We start from the raw sequence: 21,492 nt of genomic DNA, 5'->3' as shown, positions 1-21,492 counted from the left end.
AAAAGTATCATTCAATACAATTGTGCAGTACATTTTTAAAAGGAGTTGTAGTAAATATTTTGGTAACATTGATCTGTGTGACAATAGAACCAAATCATGAAATAAAGTGTTAGCGGACATTAACCAGCAATAATAAGAGGAATTTACTATCTTTTCAAATAAATGTTTTTGTACTTATGGTATACTATATTTACTTTCGTTTTTACGAAATCCCTAGAAAGTATGTAGAAAAGGTTCTAACTTTTTTGTTAGAACCTTTTCTTATTTTTTCGTAACAAATGCTTCTTTTAAATTTCTGATCCAAACAGCTTTATGTAAATCGGTATGAGATATCCAATTCCCTGATTCATGAGAACCGACAAATTCATTATAAATGGGATGCCAAATAATAAGATATGTTTCATTTTCATATTGTATCTCATCAAATTGCCGCAGTGATTTTCCTAATATATCGGACTGGCCAATAGGTATGGCCCCTTTTTCTAAAATTTCTTTAAACTGTTTCAAAGGCATCACACTCCTTAGCATGGGTATATGTATATATTTTTTAAAGGATGTATTCTTTCCTCTTTTATTATAGTGAATATTTTAAAAATATATGTAGAAAATGCCCCTCTATACATAAAGAGTGAATGTCAGCTTTGTTATATTACTATGTATATAATGAATGATTTATTAATAGTATAATAGGTTATTAGATAAACAAATTAATTATAATTAATATATAGTTTTAATTATATAAAGAACCATAATAAAGGAAGGAGTGCAATCTTCATTAGAGTGAACTCCTTCCTTTCCTATATTTTATATTAAGACATAGAAGAACCTTTAAATCTTTGTTAGGGGTAAAGATTTAAAGAAAAGTTTAGCTTAATGTCATTTTACATCATTGCGTTTCTAATAAAATTGATAATCAATATTCTTATTATTGAGATTATTTAGGTGTATAATACAAAAGCACGTTCTATTGTAGAACGCGCTTTTCCTGAATGAGTCTATACTAATATTTCAAACCATTTTACATGTACATTATCATTATAACACATAACTGACAAAAAATAACGAAAAATCAAATTATTGAAAGGGGATTTATTTGACTTTTAATAATTTCTCTTGAAATAGGGTAGTATGTAAAAAGAAGCTTTTCTATTTAAGAAAGCTTCTTTTCTTCCAAATTATGTTCATATTCTTTAACTCTTCTATAAAATGTATTACTCTTCATGCCTACTCTTTGCATGGCTTCTACTGCAGTAATTTTATGATTTTTCCATTCTTGATAAGCTCCTTTAAAATTATCATCAATTTCAACTTTTTTGCGGCCAAATTTAACTCCTTTTTGAAGTGCAATTGTAATTCCTTCTTTTTGTCGTTCGCGGATTCTTTTTCTTTCATCTTCAGCCATATAACTTAATAACTGTAAAATCAAATCTGAAATAAGAGTTTCAATTCCATTTAAATCTTTATATTTCATAGTGTTAAGAAGTGGCATATCTAACACAACGATATCAATCTTTTTTTCTTTAATTAATTCTTGCCATTCGTCTAAAATCATTTGTTTATTTCTTCCCAAACGATCTAATGATTGAATATATAAAAGATCGCCTTTTCTCAACATACGTTTCATAAGTTGATATTCAGGACGTTTGAAATCTTTTCCACTTGCTCTTTCTATAAAGATGTATTCTTCAGGAATACTGATCTCTGTTGCGGTTGCGAGTTGTCTCTCAATAGATTGATCTTTACTACTTACTCTAATATAAAAGAATTTTCTCATTATGTATTCCTTCCCCATTTCAAATCCCACATAAAATCTATAATTATAAAAATTTGATGGTTATAAGATATAATTATTACACTTTAATGTCAAATTCTATACAACTCTAATGACATATTTCAAAAATAATTATGTTATAATTGTGAAATATTAAAACCTACTCAAACACACCATGTCAAAAAGTATACTTTTTGACATGGTGTAATCTATTATAACTATAACTCATAAGGAGATGTAGAAAACGATTGAATATGAATATTCAAAAAAGATTAACTATTTTAACTACAGATGAAATAAATCAACTTTATAGTAGACCTCTTTTTACAACTAAAGAGCGCGTACAATATTTTGCTCTTTCTCAAATGGAAACTGAATTGTTATATACTTTACGCTCAATAAAATCTAAAATTTATTTCATTCTTCAACTTGGATACTTTAAGTCAAAGCATTTATTTTTTCAATTTAACCTATGTGAAGTGAAAGAGGAGATTCAATATATTCTTAAAGTCCATTTCAATAATGCTGAGTTCTCAGATTTTGGATCTATTGATAAGAAAACTAGGCTAAATCAACAACAACTTATTCTCAAGCGATTTAACTATTGTCTTTGTGATTCACAATCTCGACTAGATTTAAAAGAACAAGCTCGTAGAGCTGCAGCTATAAGTGGGAAACCAATTTTTATTTTTCGCGAGCTTATAAATTATTTAACTACTAAACGAATTATTATTCCTGGTTATAGCTTTATACAAGAGGTTATAGGAAATGCTATTACATATGAACAAAAACGCCTTATAAGGATTATACAAAAACAGCTATCCGAGACGGATAAACAGCATTTAAAAGAATTATTATATAATCCTTCTGGTTTATATAAGATTACTCGAATCAAACATGAACCTAAAGACTTTAGTATGAATGAAATTAAACGAGAAATTGAATATGGGAAAGAAATGTATCCTCTTTTTCAACTGGCCAATTCAATTTTGCCACAACTAAAAATTTCTAATGAAAGTATTAAATATTACGCTTCTTTAGTAGAATATTATTCCGTATATAAATTAAAAAGGTTTAATGAATCCCTTATAAATCTTTATTTATTGTGCTTTATTTTTTATCGATACCAAAGAATGAATGATAATTTGATTAATAGTTTTATTTATAAAATGAGAAAATACAATGATGATATCGTATCCTTTGCAAAAGACCAAGTATATAACTATTACACAGAAAACCAAGAAGATTTCAAGAAAGTCGGAAATGTTTTACAGGTTATAATAGATGAAAATATTTCCGAATATACAGTATTTAAAGACATACAAAGACGGGTATTTTCTATCCTAGACCGTCCTAGATTAACCGAGCTAGCAAATCAAATCCTGAATACTTCGAAGATAGATGAAAAAGCGTTCCGTTGGGAACGTATTGATACATTAGCTTTACAATTCAAGAGACAAATTCGTCCGATTTTTATGACGATTGATTTTGTTACAACAGATATTGAAGATCCTCTTATGGATGCAATACATTTTTTAAAAGAAGTTTTTATGAAACGAAAAACTTTACTTAAATATGATATCGAAGATATTCCACAAACCTTTATACAAAATGGTACCAAACGTTACCTTTACACGAAAGATGATGTGCATTCAAAACGTTTACTAATAGATCGATATGAATTTTTAATTTATCATTCTTTATGGCATCGCTTACAATCAGGAGATATTTTTTGTAGAGATAGCATACAGTATAGAAGTTTTGAAGATGATTTAGTCGATGAAAATACGTGGGTACATAAAGAGAGTATGATTCAAGATTTCAATTTAACTAAGCTACAACAACCCATCGAACAACATTTAAAAGAACTTGAAAACAAATTGGACGCTCGTATCATCTCTATTAATAAAAGGATTACTTCTGGAAAAAACAAACATGTTCAAGTGAAAAAACATAAAAATCATCATTCTTGGACACTTCCATATACTCGAGCTTCAGCTCTTATTAATCATTCTTTTTTCGATGTATTACCACAAGTTGATATGAGAAGCATCCTGTATTTTGTAAATCAGCAATGCAATTTTCTAGATAACTTTGAACATATTCTGGGACGCTATGCCAATCAAAAAGCAAATGATTATACTCTTATTCCATGTTTAATAGCTTGGGGAACAAATATGGGGTTATATAGAATGGGAGAAGTCTCTGATATGGATTTTTCAAAATTAGCTACTACATCAGCTAATTTTATTCGATTAGAAACATTAAAAGATGCTAATGATTGTATCAGTAATGCCACAAGTCAACTTCCTATTTTCCCGTATTTTAACATTGATGATTTCATCCATTCAAGTAGTGATGGCCAAAAATACGAAACACAGATTCATACACTACAGTCCCGTCATTCTTCTAAATATTTTGGAATGAATAAAGGAATCACTTCTTATACAATGGTGGCTAACCACATTCCAATTCAAGCAAGAATTATTGGTGCAAATGAGCATGAAAGCCATTATGTATTTGATATTTTATACAATAATACAACCAATATAAAGCCTACTATCCATTCTACAGATACACATGGAACGAATGAAGTTAATTTTGCTATTTTAGATTTGTTTGGTTACCAATTTGCACCTAGATATAAAGATATTCAAGCAACGATATCTCGAAATTTATATGGTTTTCAACATCCAAGCCATTATGAAGAATTACTGATTAAACCTGTGCGTAAAATTAATACAGATCTCATTGTAAAAGAATGGGACAATATAAAACGAATTATGGTATCTCTTGCTTTAAAGACGACGACTCAAAATGTTATTGTACGAAAATTAAGTTCTTATGCACGAAAAAATCAAACCAAGCGAGCATTATGGGAGTATGATAACATCATTAAAAGTCTATATTTTTTAGAATATATTGATTCATTATCATTACGTCAAAATGTTCAAAAATCACTAAATCGTGGAGAAAGTTATCATAAATTACGTCGATCCGTATCATATGCAAACTTTGGGAAACTCCGTTTCAAGACTGAACAAGATCAGCACATTTGGAATGAATGTAGTAGGCTGCTCAGCAACTGTATTGTTTATTACAATGCGAGTATATTATCTAACTTACTAATAAAATCTAAAGATACAAGGATTGTGATGAAAATATTACAGCATATTTCACCAATTGCATGGCAACATATCAATTTTTATGGTCGTTATGAATTTAGTAAATCACCAACGGTAGTAAATATAGAGGAAATTCTTGAGAGTATCAATAAAGACGCTATTCTAACCAGCTTAACACGAGAAGACCCCTTGGAAAAATGAAGTATCGCTGTCCTTATTCCCCCTTTTCGGGAAAACAAGACTATAATTAAGGAGCGTTCTGAACGTATTAAACGAACAGGAATGCTCCTTTTTTTTTCTTTATCTACTAAATATCTATATTGAAAAAATAACGTAAATAAAGTACTTTAAGAAAACGTCTTTTCAGATAAAGGAGGAATAAAAGATGAAGGTTGAGGAAGTAATTATCTCCGATAATAAGATTCGTTATCTCTTGGTAAATCAGTATAGGGAAATGATTATGCCTGTGATGAAATTTCTAAAGTATAAAGATAATACAGGTACAGCACGTAATACACTTCGTTCTTACTGCTATGCACTTAAACTCTATTTTGAGTTCTTAGAACAAAAGGAACTGTCTTATACAGATGTGGGGATTGATGAGCTAGCTGAATTTGTTAGATGGCTTCAAAATCCATTCCAGAATGTGAAAGTAACAAGTATTCGTAACAATTCAAAGAAGCGTAAGGCAAGAACAATTAATATCTATTTAGACAAGATTTATGCTTTTTATGATTATCTTATGAGGCATGAAGATTACTCGATAACTTTATCAGAACGATTAAAAAAGCAATCTTCAGCTTCAAGGGGGAATTTCAAGGGATTTCTTCATCATACCTTTAAGAATAAAATGAAAGATACTAAGATACTCAAACTAAAAGTTTCAAAAGAGACATTAAAAGTACTGTCCCCGGATGAAGTACAAATCTTAATTGATGCTTGTTGTAACACCAGAGATAAGTTTCTACTGGTTCTTTTATATGAAACTGGCATGAGGATTGGTGAAGCACTTTCACTTCATTTATCCGATATTGTCCCTACGATTAGAAAAATACATATTCAGGATCGTGGAGAATTGATTAATGGCGCTGAGATTAAGACGGTATGTAGTCCTCGGACTCTAGATATTTCAAAAGAATTGGCTGATTTATACCGGCGGTATATTTTAGAGATACATACAGATGAGATAGATTCAGATTTTGTTTTCATCAAACTAACAGGGGATCGGAAAGGAACTCCACTTGATTATGCAAGCGTACAGTCCCTTTTCAAACGTTTGAAAACAAAAACTAAAATGGAAGTAACTCCTCATATGCTTCGTCATACCAACATAACGGAGTTATGGAAGACAGGAGAAATGAGACCTGAAACGCTTCAGAAGCGCGCTGGACATGCTCATATACAGACTACTATGCAAATGTATGTCCATCCCACAATGGAAGATATACAAGAAGATTGGGAGAAAGCAATGAAGAAAAAAGATGAACGACGAGGAGAATCATGAATATAGTAAGTAATACATCCTATAAACCGAAGGTTACATTAGAGAAAAAAGATGAATTACTGCAGCTATTACAGGGGTATCGGATAAACGATGTGTGGGATTTAAGGGATAACTTCTTCGAAGTATATGATAGCAAAGAATCTTGGCGATCAAATAAAAAAAGAATAGATTTCACATCATTTTCTTTCTATATTCGACAAGAGTTAAAATATTTCTTTGCAATAGAAATATTAAATAGAAGTGTAACTATTGGAACTCTATTAAGTTATTCATTTACGTTTAAACATTTAGCTGCTTTTTTAAACAAACATTATCCTAACATCCATAGTTTTATAGAGATACCATATGAACGTGGTCTTATGAAATACAAAAGTTATTTAATTAATAGGAATGTCAACATCACAAATTCAAAAGGACAGATTTCAAGTAAAGCTATTGCTTTTTTTAATCGAGCGTATCAATTTCTGTTTGATTTCTATGACATAAGAGAAGAGTTTGAAAAAGATATATGGGATGTAAGAAATATTCCTAATGTACGCTATTCTAAAAGTAAAGCTGAATATCGAATATCATTTCATGATATTCATCCATCCTATAGGGAAGCTGTTAAAAAGTATGCTAAGTTTACAACGGTTTCACGTAGTTTTTCATCATTGCAAACAATATTAAGAGGAATCAAACACTTTATAGTGTTCTTACAAAAATATTATCCTAATTGGAACGGTATCACTGATTTGCAAAGATCACATATTGAACAATATTTATTATACGTTAACCATAATTTGGGCCATTTATCTGAAGGAACTAAAGCGGATTATTTGTATGGAGTAAAAGTATTTATAGATTACTTACAACGTACTGAACATCCTAAAGCACCTACTACACCTGTTTTCACTTTGTTCTTCAAGGAAGATTTCCCAAAACAAAGACGATGGAATGAAAATGAGATTAAATATATTCCTGACTCAGTAATGAGTCAGTTAGAATTGTTATTAAGTCATAATCCTGATGAACTCAATCCCCCTATGAAAGATAGCGATAAGAAATATATTCCTGTTATCATTTTACTTATGGCTACAGGATGGCGAATAAGTGATATACTCAATATTCGTTACTATAATTGCTTAATTACTGATACGAACAGAAACTATTATCTTCAAGGAGATATTCCCAAAACTGATGTTAAACAACATCGTATTCCTATAGATAAAGATGTAGCACTAATTATTCAAGCTGTCATTGAACAAACTAAAGATATGTCAACTATAGAAAATAATCCTGATCGATACTTATTCGTTCATACAAAAGGAAAACGTAAGGGGAACCCATTTTGTAGTGGGAATATATCACGAGCATTAAATCGTTTGGCTAAACGATACAACATTGTGGATCAAGATGAAAGTATCTATCATTTTCGAAACCATGCCTTTCGGCACACCAAAGGTGTGGAGCTGATTAATCTAGGAATGAATCTTACTCACATTATGAAATGGTTTGCCCACTCTACACCAGAAATGACACTAGTCTATGCTAAGATAGCCGATGATACATTGAGACGAGAATGGGAAAAGGCACAAAAGAAAAAAGGACCTCTCCTTCGTGTAAATTTAGATAATGGTCAAGTAAATGAAATGGCCATGGACGAAGACTTGATCCATTGGGAATATATACGCAGTAATATCGAGGCTATAAGAGTACCACTTGGGTTTTGCCTGGCTTCGAAGAAGGAAGGTTGTCCTTATGTTGTAACCCCATGTCTGACATGCCCAAACTTCTGTACAACCCCTGACAATCTGTGTGACTTTGAAAGAGAAATCCGGCGAGTGGAAGAACATATTCAGATGACACAAAACTACCCAATTTACAATGAGAAAACCAAGGAACAATTGGATAACCTCATCAAAATTAGAAACCAACTTGTCGAAGGCAAGTCTCATCGGGGGGAGAGTGCTAAAAAAATTCTCTTTGATGCTCAAATTATTAAAGAAAAAGGTGTATCATCATGAAACATAAACGATCTACAGATGCTATTGTAGCCTTGGCTAAAAAGAAGCGAGAAGAAACCCTACAAAAGGTTGAGAAAGCAATTAGACAACTGATTAAAGAGAATAGACGTATTAATTTCAACTCTGTCTCCGACTTCGCAGAAGTGTCCAAGTCTTACTTGTATAGTCATACTACCCTTCGTGAACGAATTGAAACGCTTCGTAAACAACAGCAACGAGCTGTATCTCCAAAATTCGAAAAACGGAAAATGAGTGATGAAAATAAAGATGCAATGATTCAATTATTACGGGATCGAATCAAGGAAGTAGAGTACGAGAATAGGCGATTAAAGGATGAAAACAAAAGACTACAAGGAAAAATGTATGAACAAATTTAATGAAATAAGGCTCTTACTTTGTGGTCATATCCACAAAGTAAGAGCCTTATATTTTCTGTTTATTTTTCATTTTAGTCTTGATTTCTCGAAGGGATGGGCAAAAATACCCTAAATGAAAAACAACCATTTAAAACAAAGATTGATTAAAATGGTTGTCTCTATTTTGATTGTTAATTCAAATCTACAACTTTTCAAAAGAAATTCATCAATATCCTATGACAGTAGTATTAACTTCATTAATAATCTCATTAGATATTGTGCTTATAGGTAACAAATAGACTTTATTTAAACGAGGATTAAATATCCCTAAATTCTCAATTTGTTTGAATTCGGAATGAATAGAATGAACACCCATTAAATAATATATGAGTAACTGTAATGTATGCTTGTTAGTCGGTGCTGATTTTGAAACTTTAAAATCCCATATCGTGTTTTTCGTTAAAAAATCGCCATCACCAGTATTAATAGATGGCGTATAACCACCTTTAAAAGTAAAACCATCCTTTACAATAGGTCCATATAATTTAAAAAAATTCAATCCTCTATTCACCATAATTCTTATATTCGAAATAGTCTCTTTATCAGGATTAATAAGTTCTACTGGTTTATACCCTGCTACTCCTGCTCGATACGCTACATCAAACCCCACCATTTTACATGCACTTTCAATTGAAATATCATCTGTCCCCTGTATATTGAATAATAGATCATTCGCTAATTCAACCTCTTTAAGGGGTACCGCCAGCATTTCGGAAAAAAACCACGCTAAGAAAATCAGAGTTAAAAAATCAGAAAATATATCATTATTCCAAGACACATACAGTGTCTTTTTTTATACAAAAAATAATACAACACAATATTAATTGTGTTGTATTAGGTGTTATAATAAATATAAATCTAGGGGTTTAACGCAACACAATTTATCGATAAATAAATACTTTTAGACGCAACACAATTTATAGACGCGGAGGAAATCACATGGATGTTGCAAAACAGTTTTCTTCTTATCTTAAACAAGAGAATAAAACTGAGAACACTGTTCAGGGATACACATCAGGTATTAGACAGTACATAAAATGGTTTGAAGGTTCCTATGACAGAAAATTAACAAAATTGTACCGACAAAATATCTTAGAGTACATTAGTTATTTAAAGAATGTCAAAATGTTGAACGCCAAGTCCATTAACCACAAGATTAGTAGCCTTGCTAAATTTAATGAATTTCTAATACAGAAAGGAAGTCAACAAGATCAAGTAATTTTAAAAACAGACATGATAAAGGTTCAAACTGTCTATGCTTCTCCAACCCAAATTGTTGAATTAGATGTAAAAAAGTTTTTACAAAGTGTGTTAGAGGATAATAACAAACGTAATTATGCAATTGCCACTCTCCTAGCATATACAGGAGTACGTATTTCAGAGGCATTATCTATCAAAATGAATGACTTCAATTTACAGACTGGGGAATGTATTATTCGAAGTGGAAAAGGAGGTAAACAACGAATTGTATTACTAAATAGTAAGGTACTTAGTGCTATCAAAGATTATCTCATCGATCGAAAAACATACAGTACAGCACATGAATCTCCGTATCTTTTTATTAGTAAAAAGCGAGAAAAGCTCGACCGTACGGTCGTCAATCGTATCTTTAAATCATACAGCAATGTTATTACTCCACACCAATTACGACACTTCTTCTGTACGAATGCAATTGAAAAAGGATTTAGCATTCATGAAGTTGCAAATCAAGCTGGGCACTCTAACATCCATACGACACTACTTTACACAAATCCAAACCAACTGCAGCTAAAAAATAAAATGGAGCTCTTATAAAGGAGTAAAGGGGAAACAATGGGAGTTAAACAATTACTGTCAGAGGCACAACGAAATGAGTTAATGGATTTATCACGTTTAACAGAATGGGATTTGGTAACATTTCATACTTTTTCTAAACATGACTTACATTTAATATTAAAACACCGTAGAGGATACAATCGTTTAGGGTTCGCTCTTCAGCTTGCATTAATTCGTTATCCTGGCTGGTCCTTAACAGAATATAAAGACATTCCACAATATGTAGTGGCTTACGTTGCGAGTCAGTTACAGATTCCACCTGAAGAATTTTTAGTATATGCCAAACGTGGGAATACTTTATGGGAGCATCTTGGGGAAATTCGAACAGAATATGGATATCAGAATTTTTCTTCTGAATATAAAGAAACTTTATTACAATTTTTAGTGCAACAAGCAATGGATAACAATAATACCCTCTATTTAATTGAAATAACAATATCTACATTGCGAAAAATGAAAGTCATTCTTCCAGCTATGTATGTGATTGAAGATATCGTCTGGGAAGCAAAGCAACAAGCAGATCAGAAAGTGTATAGTATACTACATGACGGTTTGGTCCAAGAACAAAAAGATCAATTAGATGCGTTACTTTTACCAACTATAAATGGTAAATCTCCATTAGCATGGCTAAAAGATGTACCGGCCCAGCCTTCACCAGAATCATTTTTAAAAGTAATAGACCGATTACAATTTGTTCAAAAAATTGGTCTTACTATTGATACCACAAAAATTAATACAAATCGTCTTCGGCAGCTCGCTAGATTAGGATCAAAATATGAGCCATATGCTTTTAGACGATTCAATGAAGTAAAAAGATATAGTATGTTAGTCTCATTTTTATTGGAGATTACACAAGACCTTATAGATTACGCAATTGAAATTCATGATCGTCTTATGATGAATCTTCAAACAAAAGGGAAAAAAGAACAAGACGAAATACAGCAAGCAAATGGGAAAAAATTAAACGAGAAGATTTTACAATTTATTACTGTATGCGGGACACTAATTGAGGCAAAAGAAACGGGTAAAGATGCTTTTGCAGCCCTAGATGAAGTAATGTCATGGAATGAGATGGTCGAATCTGTTGAAGAAGCAAAACAACTATCACGGCCTTTAAATTATGACTATTTGGATTTGTTAAATACTCGTTATTCCTATGTTAGACGATATGCACCTACTTTATTACGCAGTCTTCATTTTAGAGCGACGAAATCTGGAGAACCCGTTTTACAAGCACTTGATACGATTCATGAATTGAATGAAACAGGTAAACGAAAAGTGCCTCATGGCGCTCCCTTACACTTTGTATCTAACCGTTGGCAAAAACATGTATATGATGATGACGGAAACATTAATCGGCACTATTATGAATTGGCAGCTTTAACCGAGTTAAGAAATCATATTCGTTCAGGAGATATTTTTGTATCAGGCAGTAGACATCATAAGGCATTTGATGATTATCTTATACCGTATGATGAATGGAACGAAGTTTCAAACATTCCAAATGGCCTTACAGCCCCTTTAAAAGCTGAAGATTATATAACTGACCGAATAAACCGATTAAATGAACATTTAGAATGGTTATCAAAAAATAGCGAGAAATTAGAAGGAGTAGATATTAGTCAAGGAAAACTACATGTTGAGCGATTGGATAGAGGAACTCCAGAAGAAGCAAAAGCATTTAGTAAACTTCTTCATAGTATGTTACCCAGAATAAAACTGACAGATTTACTAATAGAAGTGGCCAGTTGGACTGGATTTCATGATCAATTTATCCACGCCTCTACCAATCAATCTCCTGATCAAGAGGAACAGAATATTGTATTAGCTACTTTGATGGCAATGGGGACAAATATAGGTCTTACAAAAATGGCGGAAGCTACCCCTGGAATCTCCTATAGACAAATGGCAAATGCTTCACAATGGAGAATGTATGATGATGCAATGGTTCGCGCTCAATCTATTCTCGTGAATTTCCAAAAGGAACAAAAGTTATCATCCTATTGGGGAGATGGGACAACTTCTTCTTCTGATGGTATGCGTTTATCCATTGCTGTACGTTCTCTACATGCAGATTCCAATCCACACTATGGAACGGGAAAAGGTGGAACCATTTATCGATTTGTAAGTGATCAGCTATCTGCCTATCATGTGAAAGTCATTACTACCAATGCACGAGATGCTCTTCATGTATTAGATGGGCTTCTTCATCATGAAACAGATTTAAAAATTGAAGAACATTACACAGATACAGCTGGATATACAGATCAAGTTTTCGCTTTAACACACTTGTTGGGATTTCGATTTGCTCCTCGTATTCGTGATTTGGCAGATACTAAGCTTTTTTCTATACCTGGTGGAGAAGAATATGAAAATGTTCAAGCACTTTTAAAAGGAAAAATTAATGTAAAGTTAATAAAAGAAAACTATGAAGATATTAGAAGGTTGGCATACTCGGTTCAAACAGGAAAAGTATCTAGCGCTCTTATCATGGGGAAGCTCGGATCATATGCAAGACAAAATAAACTCGCAACAGCACTTGGAGAAATGGGACGAATCGAGAAAACCCTCTTTACGCTGGATTACATATCTAATAAAGCCGTAAGGAGACGGGTTCAAAAAGGTTTAAATAAAGGAGAAGCAATCAATGCATTAGCTAGAATTATATTTTTTGGACAACGTGGAGAATTTAGAGAACGTGCTCTCCAAGACCAGTTACAAAGAGCTAGTGCACTAAACATAATTATTAACGCTATAAGTGTGTGGAACACTGTATATATGGAAAAAGCCGTAGAAGAATTAAAAGCAAGAGGAGAATTTAGAGAAGATTTAATGCCATATGCGTGGCCGTTAGGATGGGAACATATCAATTTTCTTGGAGAATACAAATTTGAAGGATTACATGACACTGGGCAAATGAATTTACGTCCTTTACGTATAAAAGAGCCGTTTTATTCTTAATATAACGGCTCTTTTTATAGAAAAAATCCTTAGCGTGGTTTTTTTCCGAAATGCTGGCGGTACCCCATGCCCATCAACTTAAGAATTTGCACTACCCCCAAGTGTCAAAAAACGTTATTCTTTCTAAAAAGCTAGCTAGAAAGGATGACATTTTTTATGAATCTTTCAATTCAAGATGAATTACAACTATTTTCTGAAGAGCTGTATCGTCATTTAACCCCTTCTCTTTTGGAAGAACTCGCTAAAGAATTAGGTTTTGTAAAAAGAAAACGAAAGTTTTCAGGAAATGAATTAGCTACCATATGTATCTGGGTCAGTCAACGTACAGCGAGTGATTCTCTCGTTCGACTATGCAGTCAATTACACGCCGCCACAGGCACTCTTATGAGTCCAGAAGGACTCAATAAACGCTTTGATAAAAAAGCGGTTGAATTTTTGAAATATATTTTTTCTGCATTATGGAAAAGTAAACTTTGTAAAACATCAGCCATTTCAAGTGCAGCACTCACGTATTTTCAACGAATCCGTATTTTAGATGCGACGATTTTCCAAGTACCGAAACATTTAGCACATGTATATCCTGGGTCAGGTGGTTGTGCACAAACTGCAGGTATCAAGATTCAATTAGAATATGACTTACACAGCGGACAGTTTTTAAACTTCCAGGTAGGTCCTGGAAAAAATAATGATAAAACATTTGGAACAGATTGCTTAGATACCTTACGGCCGGGTGATCTGTGTATTCGTGATTTAGGATATTTTTCATTGGAAGACTTAGATCAAATGGATCAACGTGGCGTGTGCTATATATCAAGACTTAAGTTAAACCATACCGTCTATACGAAAAATCCATTTCCAGAATACTTTCGAAATGGGACAATCAAAAAACAGTCACAGTATATCCAAGTTGATTTAGAGAACATTATGCACACGTTAAAACCAGGACAAACGTATGAAATAAAAGAGTCGTATATTGGCAAGAATCAAAGATTATTTACAAGAGTAATTATCTACCGATTAACAGAGGAACAAATACTGGAACGTAGAAAAAAACAAAGCTATACCGAAAGTAAAAAGGGGATTACATTTTCAGAAAAGAGTAAACGATTAACGGGTATCAACATATATGTTACGAATACGCCTTGGGAAGTGGTTCCGATGGAACAAATCCATGATTTTTACTCCCTCCGCTGGCAGATCGAAATCATATTTAAAACGTGGAAATCTCTATTTCAAATTCATCATTGGCAAACTATCAAACAAGAGCGATTAGAATGCCATGTGTATGGAAAACTCATTGCCATTTTTATATGTTCTTCCACGATGTTTAAGATGCGCCAACTTCTGTTGCAAAAGCACAAAAGAGAACTAAGCGAATATAAAGCAATTGGGATGATTCAAGATCATCTATCCCTGTTATATCAAGCGATACAGAGAAACACCCGTATAATAACAAAGGTTTTAATCCGCCTGTTTACCCTACTAAAGAAAAATGGCCGGAAATCCCATCGATATGAGAAGAAAACTATCTTTGATATTATGGGTGTTGTCTATGAGTATAATGGATTGAGAAAACAAAAGAAAGCTGCATAAGAAAAAAATGAAACCCGTTAGGGTTTATTTCGTATGCTCATTTTTAAGAGGATTATACTGTTTAAAAGTTTGTTCATTTCAATTAATGGAAAACCGTAGAGTTTCTATCCTTAAGTTGATGGGCATGTGGCGGTACCCCTATAGGGATAAAACATTTATATCAATTTGCTATAATATACAAATGGTCTAATTTTATAATAAATGGAGGAATTTATAATGAAACACAAATTATTAAAAACAACGACAGCATTTTCAATTATGGGTAGTATGTTCTTTGGTGCAAGTTTATCTAGTGCAGAAACACCAGTATTTAAAGATGTACCAGCAAATCATTGGTCTACGGAAGCTATAAATGATTTAGGAAGTAAACAAATTTTTCTTGGTTATGGAAATGGCATCTTTGGTTTTGGTGATAATGTAACACGTGGTCAAGTTGCTAGAATGTTATATAACTTTTTAAAACCAGCAGATGTAGACGGAAGCTTTAGAAGTTCATTTTCTGATATTAGAGGTCATATGTTTGAAAAAGAAATTAAAGCTTTAGAAAACGCAGGTATTATGAATGGGTACGGAAATGGTACTTTTGGCGCAGAAAACATCTTAACTCGTGAACAATTAGCATCTGTTTTGACGAAAGCATTTAAATTAAAACCAAAATCTATGACTACTTTTGATGATGTAGAAAAAAATTATTGGGCTACAGATTCAATTAGTGCGGTGCAATCAAATGGTATTTCAATAGGGATGGGAAATAACACATTCGAGCCAAAAACACTTGTAAAACGTGAACAATACGTACAATTTTTATACAATACTATGAAAAAACAGCCGGATCACAACGGAAACAACAATGAAAATAACAATGAAAATAACAACGGAAACAACAATGGAAACAACAATGATGAAGTGAATTCACCATATTATGTTGCACCTCCAAAAGAGTCTTCAGAAAATAGTGCATTACGTCAAAAGCTTGGAAATTACGGTAGCTATACAGGAGTAAAGAAATCATACTTTGATAGCTTGAATCAAGATATTGCAAGCAGTAAGATCACAGAGGAAGATGCGAAGGTCAAAGCTGGAACATTAGAACCTTGGGAAGATGCAAAAATCCCTTCATTTTTACCTAAAGGAACAAAAGTTGCTGTAGAATCAGTAAATATTCAAAAATTCAATACATCTTCTAATGATTATAAAGTTATTGATAAAATGATACAAAAAGATTATGGTGGAACTTATTTCGGTATTAATGTTTACTGGAATGCTGAAACAAAACAAAATACTGTTTCTGTATTACATGTTCAATTTATATATCAGTAATAAAGTGTTTGTATTAAGTTATTTGTACCTTTAAAACGATAAAGGGAGGGAAAGTGTAATGGACTTAAAGACAGATGAATTTTTTAAAGAAGATATTATTAATTTAAAAGATACAAATCATCAAAATAATGAAGTGGTATTCTTTTGTGAAATTGGTGAATATAGATTAGAAGTACAAGTCATTCGAAAGGATCATGAGGATTGCTTCCTACAAGTCTATAAAAAAAATAATATAGAAATTGATGTTCCTATGTGGCTTTCTCCTACAATAATTAATTTTGAAGTAAGAAAACAAAGATGGAAAGATCTAATTTCGCTTATTAATAGGATGGAAGATATATCGTTTGAGATTAAAGAGACAAGTGAATTAAGTAACGAATTCAAGATTGTAGCAAGGAATCAACCGATTATTGTAATGAAAGAAAATGAGTATAAAGAATATCAAAAGATTATTGAAGAGTTAAATATAAGGAATGTCAAAGTAGTCGAAAAGAGTGTCAGAGTAATTGAAGAGACAAGTGAATTAGACAATAAAACCAAGATTATAGAAGGAGAACAACTAGTTAAAGTAATAAAGCCTTAAAAGAATTTATTACTTTAACTACAAAAATAAGCATTGAATCAGATTCAATGCTTATTTTTTGGGACTTATCTTTATAATATATAAAATTTCACGTACCACTAATTTATAAATAAATAAAAAAAACAAAATAAGCATTAAGGGATTATTGTCATTTCAGTTTTTTATATGAATCTAACCAATCATTTATTAATTGAGCAACATTAGTCGTTCCTGTTTTAATTTCATCCATTAAAAATGATAATAAAGCCCCCCACGATACTTCTTCTTCATATGGATTATGTTCATTTACATATTTTATTACCTTTTCTAATTCTTTTATACGTTTAAGATCCAAGTTTTGTTCAAGATAAGATCTAGCGTTTTCATTGACATAATCTGAATATAGAAGGCATGTTTCTAATAAAATAGCAGTTGCCATAGTTGGTGTAACATCTAGAGCATAGTTCAATTTACAAATGTTTTCATAAGTTGTTTTTGAAACACGTAAAGAAATTCTCTCTTTTGGGTAATCTTCCTTCTTTCTTGCCTTTGCTAATGATGTTCTATTCAAATCACCCATATACAGAGTATTGTGTATCGTTAAGTTTCTACGAAAACTTTCCGATAATATCTCCATAATTTCTTTTGAATGGAGAGCATAGTCACAAATATGTAGAGCAACATCTTTAACAGGTTTATTTGTAATATATGAAAGTCTGTAAATACATTCTTTGAGATCTACTGAAATTGTCGGCTTAATATCTACTTTTTTATCTTTTCTTACCTTCCTCTCTTGCTCAATCATTTCGATTCTCCTTTCAAATTTGCAATTTAAGAATTTGTACAGTGTCTTACTGTCCTAAGGAATAATATAATATATGTCCAAATTTTCGGAATTATGTTTAAGTCCCCTACTTATTGGACATACAAATAATAAAACAGTAGGGGAGAGGAAAACTGTATGAATATGTCGAAAACGGAAGCTAAAGATCTAGCTAAAAAAATAATTAAAAATGCTAAACATTATGGCTTACCATTAAAGAAGAAACCTAAAAAACAATAAAATATTCATCTATTTATAAATTCATAACTTTTTTTCTTATTCCAGCAAAATATAATATACTTACCGGAAAAATGACACTTCAGATTAACTTGTATCAGTTTTTGTATTCGTCCATAATACGATAGGTATCAATCAAACAAAATGCCTATATAAACTAATTTGAGAGTCCTGAATGAATGCATATTAAAAAACGTCAAAAATAAACTTAATTATTGATGAAAACACCATTTTGGGGTCTGTGTAGCAATGGAACCAAATCACGCAATAAGCATTAGCGGACAATAGGAATCCTATATCATGTAGAAATATAGGATTCCTATTCTATTCCATCAAACGATCTTCTTTATATGTTAAATTACGCAATTGGCCATCTTTTATTTCTTCAGGAAGTATAAATGAATAGCGCCCTACTATATTGATATGTTCATGACCAAGTGGAGACAGCCTAGCAATATTATTATCGTCCAGAGTATGACCACGATTTCGGAGAACTTGTAAGGCTGATTCCATATAACGAGTATTCCACACTACAATCGCATTTACGACTAACCCCAGTGCACCCAATTGATCTTCTTGGCCCGCTCGATAAGCTTGATGAAGCTCTCCTCGCTTTCCATAAAATACAGCTCTAGCTAAACTGTGTCTTGCTTCTCCTCTGTTTAATTGCGTTAGAATTTTCCGACGATAATTCTCATCATTTAAGTATAAAAGCAAATAACGTGTTTTAAAAATCCGTCCAAATTCTCCAATCGCTCGCCCTAACATGGTTGGTTTTCCATTCTGTTGCAATGCTTGGATAAGATGAGTTGCATTGACTTTATTTAATGAGAGAGAGCCGGCAACTCGAAGCATGTCTTCCCAATGACGATGTATCAAATCTTCACGAATGCGCCCTTTAGATAACGGATTTAGAATTCCATAATCTGATGTGGCATCAAAACGCCAGAGACGTGATTTTCCAACATCGGCTAATCGTGGACTAAATTGATAACCTAATAATCCAAATAGCCCAAAAATAATATCACTATAACCAGCTGTATCTGTCATGATTTCTTTTGGCTGTAAACTCGTATCTTGTTCTAACACACATTGAAGTAAATATAAAGAATCATGAATGGTTCCTGGAATCACAAGGCCGTGAAGTCCTGTAAATTGATCACTAGTAAAGTTGTAAAAAGTAACTCCACGACCTGTGCCAAAATATTTAGGGTTCGGTCCAGAATGTACAGATTTTACTGGAGTAAAGAAACGTAGCCCGTCTGCTGAGGCGATTTCACCGCCTCCCCACATATTTGCTAGGTCTAACTGACTATGAAAATCTACAAGTCTTGTATTAGCTTCTGTAAGAGTTTCTGCACGAAAATAATTTTGTTCAATCCATGTAAGACGATCACGTGCCAATGCAGGAACACCATCTTGAACAAGAGGTCGTAATCCTATATTACAAGCTTGAGATATAAGTAATGCACAAATACTTATGGGTAACTCATTAATCCTTGATTTAGCTTCACTAATATGTCGGAAATCATTCATAAACCCAGTCCAACGATTTACTTCTAATAATAGTTGAGGAATATCTATGTTTGGTAACATATCCTGTATGCGTTTTTTTAATATCTCTAGTGTCTCTGATTCTTGAAGCTTCTGTAGAGGTGTAAGAGTAATTCTTTGTTTACCAGCAAACGTCTCTATTTGAACTGCAGGATTATTGTCCCAATTTTCAACGGTTTGATGATAAGCCAAGTCTAATTCTTCCTTAAGAGGTGCTAAAGATTCATAAGAATCTAAAGACCAGTCTAGTGAGCGAAGAACATTAGGACGGATTGCTTTCCATTCTTCTCCTTGTAGCAATTGTGCGCGGAGATCTCCATATTTTACACTTCCAACGATATAAAGGTCATGACGGCGTAGAGCATCTACTACCTGTTCAAGCATCCAAAATGTATAAGCACGATGATTTACAGTTCGTGTTTTCTTATCAACTACAATTTTAGACCAATTTGTATTTAAACCAACAAGAGGAGCATTTCTCCATCTTTTCTTGCTAGAATCCCCATGTTCTTTTACAAAATTCCATGCTTGTAAAATAGGAAGTCCAGCGGGTGTTGCTTGTAATTCAATCTCTTCCATGAGTAGCGGAAGGAATTTTCGAATTGTACCGTAATATTGCAATAACTCTGAATATGCTAGCGTTTGATCTGGCGGACAGGTAAGTGAATCAACAATTTGAACAGCCTGTATCAAATCTTTTTCTGGGACTTTCTTGAACACTGCAACCTTTGGATGGATAGAAGGATCCGTATGCTCTAATAATGTTATACAAGCTTCCCGGAGTTGACGTGCCGCTTTATCTAAATCTTTAATTGTACGAAGACGTTCTTTTTGTTCTTTTCGATAAGTCTTAGCAAATAAATCTGTTAAGTATCGATCCAGTATATCAATCACATCATCTTGGGCATTTTGTGTATAAATTTTAGCAAATGCTACTAACACAGCTATGCGACGCTCATCATTCATTCTGGCAATGGCTTGTGATCTCACAGCTACAGCATGCCGAGCAAGTTGTTGCAGTCTTTTGGTAGGGATTCCAGATGTATCCCAATATTCAGCTTCTAATTGCCGAAGCTCTTGTAGTCGGTGAAGAGAATGTTTAATACCTGTAATACTGATAGTAAACGGAGGATTACTCAGACGCTCTAAATGTGTTTTCTTTTTTTTAGGACCTGATTGAAGAAGATTCTCCAATTGTTTGCGCTGTTCAGTACAAGGAAGTTCCGCAAGTTTTTCCCATAGATTTTCTGACGCACGATCACGAACTTTCGCGACTAACTTTGTTAATACTGATACACCAGGTAATAAAATTTTTTGTTCTATACATCGTGCTGTGGCTAGATCAAACAATATACTTGGTCGGTCATTGTGTAGCCAAGCACGTGTATATAACCATCTGATCAGACGCCAATGTCCGGGCTGATCTGTAAAATTTTTGTATTCATAAGTAGAGCGTATTTCATTCATGTGTTGCCAATGATTTCGTTTACTTCGGTAATCAGCAAAGCATTTGGCGTCTAACCCAAGTTGATCTGCTATATATGTCACCACAGCATGTGGTACATCTGTAGGGTCAGATAAAAATGTACCTAGGAACCTCACGGTTCCTAGCTGAACAGCAAAACCAAGTTGATTATGCTCTCCACGACGATTCCATATAAGCTCTTTATCTTTATCATCTAACCAAAAATATTTTGCTAATTGCTCTGATGTTGGAGTGTCACAAAAACAACCATATTTCTCCTCTTGTTCAGGTGTTAAAAAATCTACAGGCATAATCCTTGTTCCTCCTGTTACAATTATTA

Annotated in this window: 14 protein-coding genes; 9 read left to right on the top strand and 5 right to left on the bottom strand. The window is 32.8% G+C overall.

Annotated elements, in window-relative coordinates; genetic code table 11:
* Nucleotides 1-261: 261 nt before the first annotated feature.
* Nucleotides 262-513, bottom strand: a complete 252-nt coding sequence (locus QCI79_RS33250; RefSeq protein ID WP_031303061.1) for a hypothetical protein — start codon at nucleotides 511-513, stop codon at nucleotides 262-264.
* Between the two features lie 637 nt (nucleotides 514-1,150).
* Nucleotides 1,151-1,774 carry a recombinase family protein gene (locus QCI79_RS33245; RefSeq protein WP_021727887.1) on the bottom strand — a complete coding sequence of 208 codons (624 nt, stop codon included), beginning with the start codon at nucleotides 1,772-1,774 and terminating at the stop codon, nucleotides 1,151-1,153.
* A 251-nt stretch (nucleotides 1,775-2,025) separates the two neighbouring features.
* Here QCI79_RS33245 and QCI79_RS33240 point away from each other — a divergent pair, with 251 nt between their 5' ends.
* The 4 genes from QCI79_RS33240 (at nucleotide 2,026) to QCI79_RS33225 (ending at nucleotide 8,783) form a co-directional block, all read left to right on the top strand.
* The gene (locus QCI79_RS33240; RefSeq protein ID WP_021729420.1) at nucleotides 2,026-5,097 is read left to right on the top strand and encodes a Tn3 family transposase; all 3,072 of its coding nucleotides are present in this window, start codon (nucleotides 2,026-2,028) and stop codon (nucleotides 5,095-5,097) included.
* A gap of 184 nt (nucleotides 5,098-5,281) precedes the next feature.
* A complete protein-coding gene (locus tag QCI79_RS33235) occupies nucleotides 5,282-6,400 on the top strand; it encodes a tyrosine-type recombinase/integrase (RefSeq protein ID WP_000861877.1) in 1,119 nt (372 codons plus the stop codon).
* The gene (locus tag QCI79_RS33230; RefSeq protein ID WP_001028548.1) at nucleotides 6,397-8,406 is read left to right on the top strand and encodes a tyrosine-type recombinase/integrase; all 2,010 of its coding nucleotides are present in this window, start codon (nucleotides 6,397-6,399) and stop codon (nucleotides 8,404-8,406) included. The genes QCI79_RS33235 and QCI79_RS33230 overlap by 4 nt, the downstream gene beginning before the upstream one ends.
* Nucleotides 8,403-8,783 carry a DUF6262 family protein gene (locus QCI79_RS33225; RefSeq protein ID WP_000681129.1) on the top strand — a complete coding sequence of 127 codons (381 nt, stop codon included), beginning with the start codon at nucleotides 8,403-8,405 and terminating at the stop codon, nucleotides 8,781-8,783. Before QCI79_RS33230 ends, QCI79_RS33225 begins: the two co-directional genes overlap by 4 nt.
* 205 nt (nucleotides 8,784-8,988) lie before the next feature.
* Here QCI79_RS33225 and QCI79_RS33220 read toward each other — a convergent pair whose 3' ends face one another.
* Nucleotides 8,989-9,558 carry a hypothetical protein gene (locus tag QCI79_RS33220; RefSeq protein ID WP_423743002.1) on the bottom strand — a complete coding sequence of 190 codons (570 nt, stop codon included), beginning with the start codon at nucleotides 9,556-9,558 and terminating at the stop codon, nucleotides 8,989-8,991.
* 203 nt (nucleotides 9,559-9,761) lie between these two features.
* Here QCI79_RS33220 and tnpI point away from each other — a divergent pair, with 203 nt between their 5' ends.
* The 5 genes from tnpI to QCI79_RS33195 all read left to right on the top strand — a co-directional run bounded on the left by tnpI (nucleotide 9,762) and on the right by QCI79_RS33195 (nucleotide 17,094).
* Nucleotides 9,762-10,616 (top strand): TnP I resolvase, encoded by an 855-nt coding sequence (tnpI, locus tag QCI79_RS33215; RefSeq protein WP_000382147.1) that lies wholly within the window; start codon nucleotides 9,762-9,764, stop codon nucleotides 10,614-10,616.
* Between the two features lie 18 nt (nucleotides 10,617-10,634).
* Nucleotides 10,635-13,598, top strand: coding sequence for a Tn3 family transposase (locus tag QCI79_RS33210; protein ID WP_000538375.1), 2,964 nt, complete (start codon nucleotides 10,635-10,637; stop codon nucleotides 13,596-13,598).
* Nucleotides 13,599-13,754: 156 nt separating this feature from the next.
* The gene (locus tag QCI79_RS33205) at nucleotides 13,755-15,191 is read left to right on the top strand and encodes an IS4-like element IS231C family transposase (protein ID WP_001053969.1); all 1,437 of its coding nucleotides are present in this window, start codon (nucleotides 13,755-13,757) and stop codon (nucleotides 15,189-15,191) included.
* Between the two features lie 216 nt (nucleotides 15,192-15,407).
* Nucleotides 15,408-16,511, top strand: a complete 1,104-nt coding sequence (locus tag QCI79_RS33200; protein ID WP_021729504.1) for an S-layer homology domain-containing protein — start codon at nucleotides 15,408-15,410, stop codon at nucleotides 16,509-16,511.
* A gap of 58 nt (nucleotides 16,512-16,569) precedes the next feature.
* Complete coding sequence (locus tag QCI79_RS33195) at nucleotides 16,570-17,094, top strand: hypothetical protein (protein ID WP_012552643.1); 525 nt, start codon at nucleotides 16,570-16,572, stop codon at nucleotides 17,092-17,094.
* 148 nt (nucleotides 17,095-17,242) lie between these two features.
* Here QCI79_RS33195 and QCI79_RS33190 read toward each other — a convergent pair whose 3' ends face one another.
* Nucleotides 17,243-17,878, bottom strand: a complete 636-nt coding sequence (locus QCI79_RS33190; RefSeq protein ID WP_000572427.1) for a hypothetical protein — start codon at nucleotides 17,876-17,878, stop codon at nucleotides 17,243-17,245.
* 579 nt (nucleotides 17,879-18,457) lie between these two features.
* Nucleotides 18,458-21,463 (bottom strand): Tn3 family transposase, encoded by a 3,006-nt coding sequence (locus tag QCI79_RS33185; protein ID WP_021727715.1) that lies wholly within the window; start codon nucleotides 21,461-21,463, stop codon nucleotides 18,458-18,460.
* Nucleotides 21,464-21,492 lie beyond the last annotated feature (29 nt).

The organism is Bacillus cereus group sp. MG1, from assembly GCF_040460035.1.
Lineage (GTDB): Bacteria > Bacillota > Bacilli > Bacillales > Bacillaceae_G > Bacillus_A > Bacillus_A cereus.
This window is presented reverse-complemented; position numbering and strand designations above follow the sequence as displayed.

Bases quoted from the DNA above. Each gene is read 5' to 3' on its own strand.
- QCI79_RS33245 (WP_021727887.1), bottom strand. From the start codon at position 1,774: ATGAGAAAATTCTTTTATATTAGAGTAAGTAGTAAAGATCAATCTATT.
- QCI79_RS33195 (WP_012552643.1), top strand. From the start codon at position 16,570: ATGGACTTAAAGACAGATGAATTTTTTAAAGAAGATATTATTAATTTA.
- QCI79_RS33205 (WP_001053969.1), top strand. From the start codon at position 13,755: ATGAATCTTTCAATTCAAGATGAATTACAACTATTTTCTGAAGAGCTG.
- tnpI (WP_000382147.1), top strand. From the start codon at position 9,762: ATGGATGTTGCAAAACAGTTTTCTTCTTATCTTAAACAAGAGAATAAA.
- QCI79_RS33240 (WP_021729420.1), top strand. From the start codon at position 2,026: ATGAATATTCAAAAAAGATTAACTATTTTAACTACAGATGAAATAAAT.
- QCI79_RS33225 (WP_000681129.1), top strand. From the start codon at position 8,403: ATGAAACATAAACGATCTACAGATGCTATTGTAGCCTTGGCTAAAAAG.
- QCI79_RS33235 (WP_000861877.1), top strand. From the start codon at position 5,282: ATGAAGGTTGAGGAAGTAATTATCTCCGATAATAAGATTCGTTATCTC.
- QCI79_RS33230 (WP_001028548.1), top strand. From the start codon at position 6,397: ATGAATATAGTAAGTAATACATCCTATAAACCGAAGGTTACATTAGAG.
- QCI79_RS33210 (WP_000538375.1), top strand. From the start codon at position 10,635: ATGGGAGTTAAACAATTACTGTCAGAGGCACAACGAAATGAGTTAATG.
- QCI79_RS33200 (WP_021729504.1), top strand. From the start codon at position 15,408: ATGAAACACAAATTATTAAAAACAACGACAGCATTTTCAATTATGGGT.
- QCI79_RS33250 (WP_031303061.1), bottom strand. From the start codon at position 513: ATGCCTTTGAAACAGTTTAAAGAAATTTTAGAAAAAGGGGCCATACCT.
- QCI79_RS33185 (WP_021727715.1), bottom strand. From the start codon at position 21,463: ATGCCTGTAGATTTTTTAACACCTGAACAAGAGGAGAAATATGGTTGT.
- QCI79_RS33190 (WP_000572427.1), bottom strand. From the start codon at position 17,878: ATGATTGAGCAAGAGAGGAAGGTAAGAAAAGATAAAAAAGTAGATATT.